We start from the raw sequence: 12,514 nt of genomic DNA, 5'->3' as shown, positions 1-12,514 counted from the left end.
TGACGGCCTGCCTGGCGGTGGTCATGGTGCCTGCCGGGCTCTTCCCCCGGACGCTCCTCCGGCGACCGCGACGGGTCAACCGCGCAAACCCGCCACGCCCGGCAGGCGGTTGCGACACACTGGCCGGGTGTCGTGGCTGGGGTCGGTGCGGGAGAAGGGGCGGGCGCTGGGCTGGCGGCTCAACGTCGTCGAGTTCGCCGTCCTCCTCTTCCTGCTGTGGCGCGTGGTGCTGCTCGTGCAGCGGATCGACCGGGAGGGTGCCAGCATCGGCGCGGCGATCATCCTGGCAGCCTGCGCCTTCGCGCTCGGGTTCCTCGTCAGGGACGTCCTGCGCGACCGGACCAGGCGAGGAACCCCGGGCGGGGGCCCGGCGTCCGGGAGGTGACCACGCGGCATACCTGCTCCGTCGCCCGGATAGACTGCCGACGCTTCCCACCCCCGCAGTTCCGTGCTGAACCCAGGAGACACCCGAATGGGCCACGTCGTCATTGACGTCATGCTGAAGCCAGAGATCCTCGACCCCCAGGGTCAGGCCGTGAACGGGGCGCTTCCCCGGCTCGGCTTCGAGCAGTTCACGGATGTGAGGCAGGGCAAGCGCTTCGTCCTCACCGTGGACGGAGAGGTCACCGACGAGGTGCTCGCGGCGGCGCGGGAGGCAGCCGAGAAGCTGCTGTCCAACCCCGTCATCGAGGACGTCGTGAGCGTGCGTGCCGCCGCCGCCGACGTGGACGACGACCAGGACCCCGGCCAGTGAAGGTCGGGGTCGTCACGTTTCCGGGCTCCCTCGACGACCGTGACGCCGCCCGTGCGGTGCGCGCCGTCGGTGCCGAGGCGGTCAGCCTCTGGCACGGCGACGCCGACCTCAAGGGCGTCGACGCGGTGGTCCTGCCCGGTGGGTTCTCGTACGGGGACTACCTGCGCTGCGGTGCCATCGCCCGCTTCGCCCCGGTCATGGATGCGCTCATCCCGGCGGCCCGGGGCGGCCTGCCGGTGCTCGGCATCTGCAACGGGTTCCAGGTGCTCTGCGAGAGCCACCTGCTGCCCGGTGCGTTGATCCGCAACGACCACCGCAAGTTCAACTGCGTCGACCAGCGGCTCCTCGTCGAGAACGCCTCCACCGCCTGGACTTCCGACTTCGAGGCCGGCCAGGAGATCACGATCGTCCTCAAGAACGGCGAGGGTGGGTTCGTCGCCGACGAGCGCACCTTGGACGAGCTCGAGGGCGAGGGCCGCGTGGCCTTCCGGTATGCCGGCGACAACCCCAACGGCTCGTACCGCGGGATCGCGGGCATCACCAACGAGCGCGGCAACATCGTGGGCCTCATGCCCCACCCCGAGCACTGCGTCGAGGAGGGCTACGGCCCCTCGACCGACGGGCTCCCGTTCTTCACTTCTGTTCTGCGACAGGTGGTTTCAGCATGACGGCCCAGGTCGACCGTCCGACCCTCGACACGGTCTCGCACGCGGCCACGACGCCCGACTCCGAGCAGCCGTGGAGCGAGCTCGGGCTCAAGGAGGACGAGTACGCGAGCATCCGCGAGATCGTCGGCCGCCGCCCCACCAGCGCCGAGCTCGCGATGTACTCGGTCATGTGGAGCGAGCACTGCTCCTACAAGTCGTCCAAGGTGCACTTCTCCCTCTGGGGCGAGAACACCACCGACGAGATGCGCGAGAAGCTCCTTGTCGGCATCGGTGAGAACGCCGGCGTCGTCGACATCGGCGACGGCTGGGCGGTCACCTTCAAGGTCGAGTCGCACAACCACCCGTCCTACGTCGAGCCCTACCAGGGTGCGGCCACCGGTGTCGGCGGCATCATCCGCGACATCATGTCGATGGGCGCGCGCCCGATCGCGGTGATGGACCCGCTGCGGTTCGGCAACCTGCACCACCCCGACACCCAGCGCGTGCTGCCCGGTGTCGTCGCGGGCGTGGGCGGCTACGGCAACTGCATCGGCCTGCCCAACATCGGTGGCGAGGTCGTGTTCGACGACTGCTACCAAGGGAACCCGCTCGTCAACGCCTTGTGCGTCGGCGCCATGCGGGTCGAGGACATCCACCTCGCCAAGGCCTCCGGCGTCGGCAACAAGGTGATCCTGTTCGGCGCCAAGACGGGCGGCGACGGCATCGGCGGTGTCTCCGTGCTCGCGTCGGAGACCTTCGACGAGGGCGGCCCGACCAAGCGCCCCGCGGTGCAGGTCGGCGACCCGTTCGCCGAGAAGGTGCTCATCGAGTGCTGCCTGGACCTGTATGCCGCGCACGTCGTGGACGGCATCCAGGACCTCGGCGGTGCGGGCCTGTCCTGCGCCACGAGCGAGCTCGCGTCCAACGGTGACGGCGGCATGCAGATCGAGCTCGACCGCGTGCCCCTGCGCGACGCCTCCCTGCGACCTGAGGAGATCCTCATGTCGGAGAGCCAGGAGCGCATGATGGCGGTCGTCGAGCCGGGCAAGCTCGACGAGTTCATGGCGATCACCGACCGCTGGGACGTCGAGGCCACGGTCCTCGGCGAGGTCACCGACGGTGACCACCTCGTCATCACCTGGCACGGCGAGGTCATCGTCGACGTGCCGCCGCGCTCGGTCGCCCACGAGGGCCCGACCTACCACCGCCCCCTCGCCCGTCCCGACTACCTCGACCTGCTGCAGGCCGGTGGCGCCGCGACCCTGGCCAAGCCCGTCGACGGCGACGGCCTGCGGTCCGACCTGCTCACGCTGCTCGCCTCGCCCAACCTCTGCGACAAGTCGTGGATCACCGACCAGTACGACCGCTACGTCCTCGGCAACACCGCGCTCGCGATGCCCGACGACGCCGGGGTGGTCCGGGTCGACGAGGAGACCGGTCGCGGCGTGGCCATCTCCACCGACTGCAACAGCCGGTTCGCCAAGCTCGACCCCTACACCGGGGCCCAGCTCGCGCTCGCCGAGTCCTACCGCAACGTCGCCACGGCCGGGGCCGTCCCGCTCGCGGTCACCGACTGCCTCAACTTCGGCTCGCCCGAGGATCCGGGTGTCATGTGGCAGTTCCGCGAGTCGGTCAAGGGCATCGCCGAGGGCTGCAAGACCCTCGGCATCCCCGTGACCGGCGGCAACGTCAGCTTCTACAACCAGACCGGTGACACCGCGATCCATCCCACGCCCGTCATCGGTGTCCTCGGGGTCATGGACGACGTCGCCCGGCGCACGCCGTCCGGCTGGAAGACTGCCGGCCAGGTCATCTACCTGCTCGGCGCCACCCGCAACGAGCTCGACGGTGGCGAGTGGGCGCACGTCGTCCACGGCCACCTCGGCGGCCTGCCGCCGAAGGTCGACCTCGGCGCGGAGCAGCTGCTCGGCGACATCCTCGTCAACGCCAGCCGCGACGGACTCGTCGACGCCGCCCACGACCTCTCCGACGGTGGCCTCGCGATCGCCCTCGCCGAGGCGACGATGAGGTATGGCGTCGGGGCGCGGATCTGGCTGGACGAGGTGTGCGAGCGCGACGGGATCGACGCCTTCACGGCGTTGTTCAGCGAGTCGACAGCCCGCGTCGTCGTCAGCGTCCCGCGCTCGGAGGAGGTCCGCTTCACCGACATGTGCACCGCGCGCGGACAGGTCCACGCCCGGATCGGCGTGGTCGACGACGAGACCGACGGGCTCGACGTCCAGGGCCACTTCTCGGTGGGTTTGTCCGACATGACCGACGCCCACACGCGTACCCTTCGTGAGGTGTTCGCCGGCTGACCGTCCTGTCCCGCCGAGTCGACATCGTGGTCGGCCCGCCCCTGAAGGAGTCTCGTGAGCTCGATGCAGGACCTCGCCCGGCGCGAGGCGATCGAGGACTACGAGGTCGTCGGTCGCCCGGCTGAGCCGGACATCCAACGGCTCGTGGAGCTGGCCGCTGCGGTGTGCGACGTCCCGACGGCCGTCATCAACATCATCGACGACCGTCAGCAGCACCAGATCGCGGCGATCGGCCTCTCGGCGAGCGTGTGCTCGCGCGAGGACTCCATGTGCGCCCGGGTCATCGACAACCCCCAGCTCGTGACCGTCCCGGACGCGCGCCTCGACGAGCGCTTCGCCGCCAACCCGTTCGTCACGGGGGCCATCGCCAACGTCCGCTTCTACGCCTCCAGCCCCCTCATCACGCCGAGCGGGGTGCCCATCGGCACGCTCTGCGTCTTCGACGACGTCCCTCGGCGTCTGTCGGTCGCTGCGAGCAAGGCGCTCGGGGTGCTCGCCGAGCAGGTGGTGGATGTGCTGGAATTGCGCCGCCTGACCCGAGAGCTCGAGCGGTCCAACGAGCAGCTGACCCAGTTCGCCGGACAGGTGAGCCACGACCTGCGCAACCCCTTGGCGGCGCTGACGGGGTTCCTCGAGCTCGCCGCCGACAGCCCCGAGCTCGCCCACGCCCCCGACGCTGCCGAGCTGCTCGCCCGCGCGGAGTCGTCGGCCGCCCGGATGACGGCGATGATCGGCGACCTCCTCGACTTCGCCCGTATCGGCGGTGGCGGGCGGACCGTGATGGTCGACCTGCAGGACGAGGCCGAGGCGGTCCTGGAGGACCTGTCGGCCCAGATCGCCTCGGCCGACGCGGACGTGCAGGTCGCCGGGCTGCCCAAGGTCGCCGGCGACGCCACCCTCCTGCGCGCCCTGCTGCAGAACCTCGTCGCCAACGCCGTGAAGTTCAGCGCGGTCGCCGGATCCACCCGGCCGGTGGTGCGGGTGGCGGCCGAGCACATCACCGGTGGGTGGCGCGTCACGGTCGACGACAACGGCCCGGGGGTCCCCGAGCCGGACCGCGACCGCGTCTTCGAGCTCCTCGCCCGTGGTGACGACAAGCAGGGCGTCGAGGGCCTGGGCATCGGTCTGAGCACCTGTCGTCGCATCGTCCAGTCGCACGGTGGTCGCATCGGCATCGCCGACTCCGACCTCGGCGGCGCCTCGGTGTGGGTGTCGTTCCCGGACCGACCCACCGACTGAGCGGGACGACTGCGGTGAGCACGGTCCAGGGTCTCGCCCGCCGGGACGCGATCGACGAGTACGACGTCATCGGCGCACCGACCGACCCGGAGCTCGAACGCCTCGTGGAGCTGGCCGCGGCCATGTGCGACGTCCCGACCGCGGTCATCAACATCATCGACGACCGCAACCAGCACCAGATCGCCGCCGTGGGCCTGCCCGCCGCGGTCTGCTCTCGTGAGGAGTCCATGTGCGCCAGGGTGCTCACCGACCCGATGCAGGTGGCCGTGCCCGACGCCCGCGTCGACGACCGCTTCAAGGACAACCCGTTCGTCACGGGTGAGATCGCCACCGTCCGCTTCTACGCCTCGAGCCCGCTCGTGACCCCGGCCGGCGTCCCGATCGGGACGCTCTGCGTCTTCGACGACGTCCCGCGGAGGCTGTCCGTGGCCGGTGGCCGGGCCCTCGGAGCCCTGGCGGGCCAGATCGTCGACGTCCTCGAGCTGCGCCTGGTGTCCCGTGAGCTGGCCAGGTCCAACGAGCACCTGATGAAGTTCGCCGGCCAGGTGTGCCACGACCTGCGCAACCCGCTCATGGCCCTCACGTGGTTCATCGAGCTCGCCGCGGGCAGTCCCGCGCTGGCAGGCTCGGTGCAGGCGCGCCAGCTGTTGGCCCGCGCCGAGTCCTCGGCAGCCGGCATGGGCGCGATGATCGGTGAGCTGCTGGACGTCGTCCGAGCCGGCAGCGGAGCGACGGTGACGAAGTCACCGGGCGACGAGCGCTCCTGACCTGACACCCCGGACAGCGAGCGGCCCGGTCACGCATCCCCCTGCGTGGCCGGGCCGTTCGTCCCCTGTGGTGTCCCCGCAACGAACACTAGGCCCGGTCACCGACAACCGTCGATGGGTAGAACTACCCATTCGCCGGTCGTCGAACAGCCCGGTCCCGGCCGGTGGCCCGCGTCGGACGCCTGCCTACGATGGAGGTATGCCGCCGCGTCGCCGAGTCCCTGTCGTCGCCGGCCGGGCCGCGGTGCAGCGGTGGCGCGACACCGGGACCGAGCTGGCCCGCGACGACCTCGCGACCGCGGTGCGGTACGCGCTCGAGGAGCTGGCGACCGTCGCGCCGGGACGAAGTGTCGAGGTCCGGGTGCCGCCGTTCGGGGCCGTGCAGTGCGTGTCGGGAACGACCCACACCCGGGGCACACCGCCGAACGTCGTCGAGACCGACGCGCAGACCTGGCTCCAGGTGGCCACCGGCGCGCTCAGCTGGGACGGGGCCTGGGAGGCCGGGAGCCTGCGGGTCAGCGGCCACCGTGCCGACCTCGCGGCATACCTCCCGCTGGTCTGAACCCCGCGGTCACTCGCCCGGCAGGCGGAACCCGATCTGCTCGCGCACCGCGTCCATGGCGTCCATCACGCGCAGGGTCTCGGCCCAGGGCATCAGCGGCGACTCGAGCAGCCGCGCGTCGACGCACGCAGCGACCTCGACGATCTCGTGGTGCAGCCCGTGCTCGCGATCGCTGGGCTCGAGGACGTCGAGGACCTCGTCGTGGGGTGAGAGCAGGGTGAGCGTCGACTGCCCGTAGAAGGCGCCGGAGAACTCCAGCCTCGCCCGCGTCCCGGAGATCGACGCCGTGGTCGGGGTGCTCGACACCATGCTGGCGCTGAGCAGCCCGAGGGCCCCGGCGGCGTTCTGGACCGTGACGGCCTCCTGCGCGTCGACGCCTTCGTCCGTCAGCAGGCCCGTCGCGTGCAGCGAGTCGAACTCCCCGAGCACCATGGACGCGAACGAGATCGGGTACACGCAGAGGTCGAGCAGCGCGCCTCCGGCCAGCGCCGGGTCGCTGAGCCGTTGCGGCCCGTCGGGGTAGAGCTTCTGGCCGTGGTCGGCCGCGACCACCTGCACCTCGCCGAGCAGGCCCTGCTCCAGCACCTGACGAACCACGTCCATGTGCGGCAGGAAGCGCGTCCACATCGCCTCCATCGCGAACATGCCTGCGCGGTCCGCGGTCTCCAGGACCGCCCGCGCCTCGGCACCGTTGCGGGTGAACGCCTTCTCGACGAGCACGGGCTTGCCGGCCTCGAGGGCGAGCTGGGCGTGGGCGAGGTGCTCCGAGTGCGGCGACGCGACGTACACGGCGTCGACGTGCGGGTCGGCGACGAGCTCCTCGTAGGACCCGTAGGCCACCTCGACCCCGAACTCGTCGCGGTAGGCCTCGGCGCGTTCGAGGCTGCGGGAGGCGACGGCCCTGAGCTCCTGGTTGGTCCGCGCCCGCAGCGCCCGCCCGAAGGTCCGGGCGATGCCGCCGGGGGCGATGACGCCCCAGCGCAGCACCGGTGCGGAGCGGGGGTCGGGGACGCGCGGGGAGGGCAGCTTCAGGCCGGAGGTCATGGCCTCCATCCTGCCCGGTGGCGGCCGGTATGGCGCGTGGCGCCGGAGGGCGCGGGTCATCCGAGGGGTGCGTGGTGCCGACGCGTCAGCGAATGCGCCAGCCCTCGACCTTCGGTGGCTCCGGCGAGGGTTGGGCGTCGTCGTCGGTGAAGACCTGTGCGGACCCGAGCGCCGTGGCCAGGGCCGGCCCGTGCAGCAGGGTCGCGGAGAACGCCGTCATGGCGACCCGTCGGGTCAGGGCGGGCAGCGGCAGCGGCTGGGCGCTCGCGACGAGCACGGTGTTGCCGAACCGGCGGCCCTTGCGCACCTCGGAGGTGGCGATCGCGGCGGTGTGCGGCAGGACCGACGCGATCGTGGCGTGCAGCCTGGCGAGGTGGCGGCGATGGGGCTCGTCGGCGGTGTTCATCGACAGCAGGCCGTCGGGACGCAGCACCCGGGCCACGTCGGTGAACCACTGCGTCGAGGTGAGCTCGGCCGGGACCCGCCCCGCGGCATACGCATCGACCACGACGAGGTCGGCGCTGTCGTCAGCGAGGGTGGCCAGTCCGGTCCGACCGTCCACCGGGCGCACCCTGATCCGGTGACCACGCGGCAGCGGCAACCTCTCCCGGACCGCCGCGGTCACGGCCTCGGCGGGTTCGAGGACGATCTGCGGCGAGCCGGGCCGGGTGTGGGCGAGATACCGGGGGAGGGTCAGGCCTGCTCCGCCGACGTGCGTGGCGGCGACCGGGCCGTCGGGCAGGACGTCGGCGACGGCGGCGAGGAACTGGACGTACTCGAAGACCAGCAACCGAGGGTCGTCGAGCTGGACGTAGGACTGCGGGTGGCCGTCGATCATGACGACCGTCCCACCGGTCCCGTCGTCGACGAACTCGACGGGCGACGCGGCGTCGTCGTCAGGTGCGTCGTCGGCCGCAGAGCCCTTCCGCCGCTTCCCCCTGTCGCGGGCCGCCATCGTCAGGGGCGCAGCAGCGACTTGATCGCGCGGCGCTCGTCCATCGCGGCGTACGCCTCGGCCACCTCGGTGAGTGGGAGCTCGAGGTCGAAGACCGCACCGGGGTTGATCGCCCCGGCGAGCACCTCGTCGCGCAGCTGGGGCAGGTACTGGCGGGCTGGGGCGATGCCGCCGGCGATCCCGACGTTGCGGACGAACATGTCGCGCACCGGATACTCGATGCCGTGCGGCACGCCGACGTAGCCGACCGTGGCGCCGGGGCGGGCCGCGGCGATGGCGGTGTGCATCGACTCGTTGGTGCCGACGCACTCCAGCACGGCGTCGGCACCCACGCCGTCGGTGAGCTCCTTGACGGCCGCGACCGCGTCGTCGCCACGCACCTCGACGATGTCGGTGGCGCCGAAGTCGCGGGCGACCGCCTGGCGGGAGGCGTGCCGTGACATCGCGATGATGCGCTCGGCGCCCATCCGCGCCGCGGCGAGGACGCCGCTGAGCCCGACGGCACCGTCGCCCACGACGACGACCGTGTCGCCCTCGGAGACGCGGGCGGCGACCCCGGCGTGCCAGCCGGTGCCCATGACGTCGGAGAGGCTCAGCAGCGACGGGATGAGCGAGTCGTCCGGCACCTCGCGGGTGGAGACCAGCGTCCCGTCGGCGAGCGGCACCCGGACGTACTCGCCCTGACCGCCGTCGACCATCGCGCCGTCGCGGTCCTCGCCACCCCAGAAGCCGCCGTGCGAGCACCGCGACTGGATGCCGACCCGGCAGTGCGGGCAGGTGTTGTCGGAGTACATGAAGGGAGCGATGACGAAGTCGCCGGGGCGCAGGCTTCGCACCTCGGCGCCGACCTCCTCGACGATCCCGACGAACTCGTGACCGATCCGGGTGGGCTCGGCGACGTCGTTGATCCCGCGGTAGGGCCACAGGTCGCTGCCGCAGACGCAGGAGGCGGTGACGCGGACGAGGGCATCGGTCGGGGCGACCAGGACGGGGTCCGGGACCTCGTCGAGACGGATGTCGCCGGGCGCGTGCAGGATCGTGGCCTTCATGGGCACAGCCTCCCACGCACGCGCGGTGGCTCCGCGGCGGCATACAGTCACGGGATGCGCGTCGGAATCACGATCCTGCCCGAGCTCCCGTGGACCGAGGCGGCGCCGCTGTGGCGGCGGGCCGAGGAGTACGGCTTCGACCACGCCTGGACCTACGACCACCTCGTGTGGGGCGGGCTCCAGGACTCTCCGTGGTTCGGTGCGCTCCCCACGCTGACGGCGGCCGCGACGGTCACCTCGACGATCCGGCTCGGGACGTTCGTCAGCTCGCCGAACTACCGCCACCCCTACACGTTCCTGCGCGACCTGCTGGCCGTCGACGACATCTCGGGTGGGCGGTTCATCTGCGGCCTGGGCACCGGCGGCGACCTCGACTCACGGATCCTCGGGGAGGACCGCCCGCTCAAGGAGCGGGTGGACCGGTTCCACGAGTTCGTCGAGCTGCTCGACCGGTTGTTCCGCGAGGACCGCGTCGACCACGACGGCGACCACTTCACCACGGTCGGCGCACGGACCCTGCCGGGAGCCGTCCAGCGGCCGAGGCTGCCGTTCCTCGTGGCTGCGAACGGCCCGCGCTCGCTGCGGCTCGCGGCCCGGCTGGGACAGGGCTGGGTGACGTACGGCCGCGGCGGGGACACGCTCGAGCAGTGGTGGTCCGGGGTCGGCGAGCTCGGCCGGCTGCTCGACGAGGCCGAGGCGACTGCCGATCGCGAAGAACCCCTCGACCGCTACCTGTCCCTCGACGGGTCGCCCCAGTTCTCGCTCGAGAGCATCGGGGTGTTCGAGGACATGGTGGGCAGGGCCGCAGAGCTGGGGTTCACCGACGTGGTGACCCACTGGCCGCGGGCCACCGAGCCCTACGCGGGCTCGGTGGCGGTGCTCGAGGAGGTGGCGGGTCGGTTGGACGACCTGCGCAGCCCCAGCTGAGGGCGTCCGGCGGGCCCGGACGCCCGGGCCCTGCCGGTGCTCAGCTGAAGGCGAAGAGGGCGAGCGGGGCGCTGGTCGGTTCCGGGGAGCCGCCAGCAGGCTCGAGCGTGATGCCGGCCGCCAAGGCGGTCGAGGCGTCACCGTCGAGCATCACCGAGACGGTCGGTGCGGTGCCGTGGGGCATGACCCCGGCGCTGACCATGCCCTTGTTGGGCTGGTTGAACCAGAACTGGAAGTCCTTCCCGTCAGGAGCCGCCGGCATGTTGTCGGCGATGACGACCGCCTTGCCGAGGGACTGGCTGCGGACGATGGTCACCTTCGCGCCGTTGATGTTCTGGACGACGCGTTGGGCGTCGGAGGCCTCGAGGACCCGCTCGGAGGCAGAGATCTGCTGGGTGTCGGGTCCGGAGGACCACGGGCTCCAGGCGATCCCGCCGGCGATCAGCGCGACCGCGGCGGCTGCCCCGACGAGCCACTCGGCCACCGGGCGGCGGCGACGCATCGGGACGACGTTGGACGGCAGGTCCTGCTGGACCGCGCCGGTGTGGGCAGGGGAGCCGTCTGTGCCGGTGCCATTGGTGCGGACCGAGCTCGAGGCGCCAGATCCACCGGGGCCGACCGGACCGGTCGGGCCCTCGTCGGAGGAGGAGTCAAGAGTGTGCCCTGCTGTTCCGCTCGTCTCGAGCGGGGGAAGGGGGCGGACAGTGCGGATGCCGGCCAGCACCGCGTCACGCATCGACGCGGGCGGGACGACCTCGCTGACGAGGGAGAGGCTGGACGCGGCAGCACGCAGGCTGGAGACCTCGTCCATGCATTCTGGGCACTCACGGAGGTGGAGCTCGAACGCAGCGCGCTCCTGCTCGTCGATCGCATCGACGGCATAGGCGCCGACCAGGCTGTGGACGTCGGCACTCATTGCTGCACCCCCAGGGTGTCTCTCAGACGGATCAATCCGTCACGTATTCGGGTCTTCGCCGTTCCCAGGGGAACGCCGAGGAGGGAAGCGACCTCGGTGTGCGTGTAACCACCGAAGTAGGCCAGCTCGACCGCTTTGCGCTGGGTCTCCGTAAGGGAGTCCATCGCGTTGCGCACGCGCTGGGCGTCGAGGTTGCGCTCTACGGCCTCGACCGTCTGGTCGAAGGACCGCTCCTGGTTGCGTGAACCGTAGCTGTCCTCGCGATCCGTGGACGCCTGGGCGGACCGCACCCGGTCGACCGCCTTGCGGTGGGCGATGGTGAGCATCCAGCTCACCGGGCTCCCACGCTCGGGGTCGAACCGGGCGCTGGTGCGCCAGATGTCGAGCAAGGCTTCCTGGGCGACCTCTTCGGACTGTGCCGGGTCACGCACGACTCGGAGGACCAGCCCGTAGATCCGGGAGGACACCGCGTCGTACAACCGGGCGAATGCGGACTCGTCCCCGAGGGAACACATCCGCAAGAGCTCTCCGAGGTCCGGTGCCATGGCAGGACCTCCCCAAGTCGGGTTGGGACCTGAGGAAGTCGCTGCCATGGACACCATCATCGCTGATCCGGTGTTACTTGGGGAGCAGGACGCCGTCGATGATGTAGACGGTGGCGTTCGCGGTCTGCACGTTGCCGCAGATCACGTTGGCCGTGCCGACCTTGAAGGACTCGCCGGAACCCTCGACGGTGATGGTGCCGCCACCCAGGGTCTTGTGCTCGCCGGCCAGGGTCTCCGGGGTCAGGCGACCCTCGACGACGTGGTTGGTGAGGACCTTGGTGAGCAGACCCTTCGGGTCCTTCATCGCGGCGTCCATCGTGGCGGCCGGGACGGCCTTGAACGCGTCGTTGCTCGGGGCGAAGACGGTGATGTCCTTGGCCGAGTTCAGGGTCTCGCCCAGGCCGGCCTCGCCGACGGCGGTGACCAGGGTGGACAGGACCGGGTTGTTGCTGGCGGCGGTGGCGACCGGGTCGGTGGCCATGCCGGAGAAGGAACCCTTGCCGTCGGCCGGGACAGCGGCGCAGCCGTCACCGAAGGGCTTGGAAGCCATCTCGTCGGTGGTGGAGGACGACGAGGAGGAGGAGCTCGAGCTGCTCGTCATCGAGGCCGAGGGGGACGCGGCGGTGTCGGAGTCGGAGCTCCCACAGGCGGCGAGGCTCAGGGGAAGGGCGAGGCCGAGGACGGCGATGGTGCTGCGGCGTGCGAGTCGCATGATGTGGCTCCTTGTTTCAGTGACGTTCTGACATCTGGCATTCGGCCCTGTGCAGGAAGCGGATTGGGCCCGGGCGAAA

General features: G+C 71.3%; 14 protein-coding genes. 8 read left to right on the top strand and 6 right to left on the bottom strand.

Features of this window, described 5'->3' with window-relative positions:
- Positions 1 to 127 precede the first annotated feature (127 nt).
- The 7 genes from ABD286_RS13435 to ABD286_RS13405 all read left to right on the top strand — a co-directional run bounded on the left by ABD286_RS13435 (position 128) and on the right by ABD286_RS13405 (position 6,287).
- Complete coding sequence (locus tag ABD286_RS13435) at positions 128 to 385, top strand: hypothetical protein (protein WP_344194284.1); 258 nt, start codon at positions 128 to 130, stop codon at positions 383 to 385.
- A gap of 87 nt (positions 386 to 472) precedes the next feature.
- On the top strand, positions 473 to 754 hold the full coding sequence (purS, locus tag ABD286_RS13430; protein ID WP_344194282.1) for a phosphoribosylformylglycinamidine synthase subunit PurS: 282 nt from the start codon (positions 473 to 475) through the stop codon (positions 752 to 754).
- Positions 751 to 1,422: a phosphoribosylformylglycinamidine synthase subunit PurQ gene (gene purQ, locus ABD286_RS13425; protein ID WP_344194280.1), complete on the top strand. Its 672-nt coding sequence runs from the start codon at positions 751 to 753 to the stop codon at positions 1,420 to 1,422. The genes purS and purQ overlap by 4 nt, the downstream gene beginning before the upstream one ends.
- Positions 1,419 to 3,719, top strand: a complete 2,301-nt coding sequence (gene purL, locus ABD286_RS13420) for a phosphoribosylformylglycinamidine synthase subunit PurL (protein WP_344194278.1) — start codon at positions 1,419 to 1,421, stop codon at positions 3,717 to 3,719. Before purQ ends, purL begins: the two co-directional genes overlap by 4 nt.
- 63 nt (positions 3,720 to 3,782) lie before the next feature.
- The gene (locus tag ABD286_RS13415; RefSeq protein WP_344194736.1) at positions 3,783 to 4,958 is read left to right on the top strand and encodes a sensor histidine kinase; all 1,176 of its coding nucleotides are present in this window, start codon (positions 3,783 to 3,785) and stop codon (positions 4,956 to 4,958) included.
- Positions 4,959 to 4,972: 14 nt separating this feature from the next.
- Positions 4,973 to 5,725 carry a histidine kinase dimerization/phospho-acceptor domain-containing protein gene (locus ABD286_RS13410; RefSeq protein ID WP_344194276.1) on the top strand — a complete coding sequence of 251 codons (753 nt, stop codon included), beginning with the start codon at positions 4,973 to 4,975 and terminating at the stop codon, positions 5,723 to 5,725.
- Positions 5,726 to 5,924: 199 nt separating this feature from the next.
- Positions 5,925 to 6,287, top strand: a complete 363-nt coding sequence (locus tag ABD286_RS13405; protein ID WP_344194274.1) for a sterol carrier family protein — start codon at positions 5,925 to 5,927, stop codon at positions 6,285 to 6,287.
- 9 nt (positions 6,288 to 6,296) lie between these two features.
- Here ABD286_RS13405 and ABD286_RS13400 read toward each other — a convergent pair whose 3' ends face one another.
- From ABD286_RS13400 to ABD286_RS13390, 3 genes are all read right to left on the bottom strand, one after another.
- On the bottom strand, positions 6,297 to 7,331 hold the full coding sequence (locus ABD286_RS13400) for a Gfo/Idh/MocA family protein (RefSeq protein WP_344194272.1): 1,035 nt from the start codon (positions 7,329 to 7,331) through the stop codon (positions 6,297 to 6,299).
- 85 nt (positions 7,332 to 7,416) lie between these two features.
- Positions 7,417 to 8,286 (bottom strand): spermidine synthase, encoded by an 870-nt coding sequence (locus tag ABD286_RS13395; protein ID WP_344194270.1) that lies wholly within the window; start codon positions 8,284 to 8,286, stop codon positions 7,417 to 7,419.
- A 2-nt stretch (positions 8,287 to 8,288) separates the two neighbouring features.
- On the bottom strand, positions 8,289 to 9,335 hold the full coding sequence (locus ABD286_RS13390; RefSeq protein WP_344194268.1) for a zinc-dependent alcohol dehydrogenase family protein: 1,047 nt from the start codon (positions 9,333 to 9,335) through the stop codon (positions 8,289 to 8,291).
- Positions 9,336 to 9,389: 54 nt separating this feature from the next.
- On the opposite strand from ABD286_RS13390, the gene ABD286_RS13385 reads away from it, so the two are divergent.
- On the top strand, positions 9,390 to 10,262 hold the full coding sequence (locus ABD286_RS13385) for an LLM class flavin-dependent oxidoreductase (RefSeq protein WP_344194266.1): 873 nt from the start codon (positions 9,390 to 9,392) through the stop codon (positions 10,260 to 10,262).
- 40 nt (positions 10,263 to 10,302) lie between these two features.
- Here ABD286_RS13385 and ABD286_RS13380 read toward each other — a convergent pair whose 3' ends face one another.
- The 3 genes from ABD286_RS13380 to ABD286_RS13370 all read right to left on the bottom strand — a co-directional run bounded on the left by ABD286_RS13380 (position 10,303) and on the right by ABD286_RS13370 (position 12,435).
- Positions 10,303 to 11,178 carry an anti-sigma factor gene (locus ABD286_RS13380; RefSeq protein ID WP_344194264.1) on the bottom strand — a complete coding sequence of 292 codons (876 nt, stop codon included), beginning with the start codon at positions 11,176 to 11,178 and terminating at the stop codon, positions 10,303 to 10,305.
- On the bottom strand, positions 11,175 to 11,723 hold the full coding sequence (sigK, locus tag ABD286_RS13375; RefSeq protein WP_344194262.1) for an ECF RNA polymerase sigma factor SigK: 549 nt from the start codon (positions 11,721 to 11,723) through the stop codon (positions 11,175 to 11,177). Before sigK ends, ABD286_RS13380 begins: the two co-directional genes overlap by 4 nt.
- Positions 11,724 to 11,796: 73 nt before the next feature.
- The gene (locus tag ABD286_RS13370) at positions 11,797 to 12,435 is read right to left on the bottom strand and encodes a fasciclin domain-containing protein (RefSeq protein ID WP_344194260.1); all 639 of its coding nucleotides are present in this window, start codon (positions 12,433 to 12,435) and stop codon (positions 11,797 to 11,799) included.
- Positions 12,436 to 12,514 lie beyond the last annotated feature (79 nt).

It is taken from the genome of Pedococcus aerophilus, from assembly GCF_039532215.1.
Classification (GTDB): domain Bacteria; phylum Actinomycetota; class Actinomycetes; order Actinomycetales; family Dermatophilaceae; genus Pedococcus; species Pedococcus aerophilus.
Note: the sequence above shows the minus strand (reverse complement) of the source record. Positions and strands in the feature narration are given on the sequence as shown.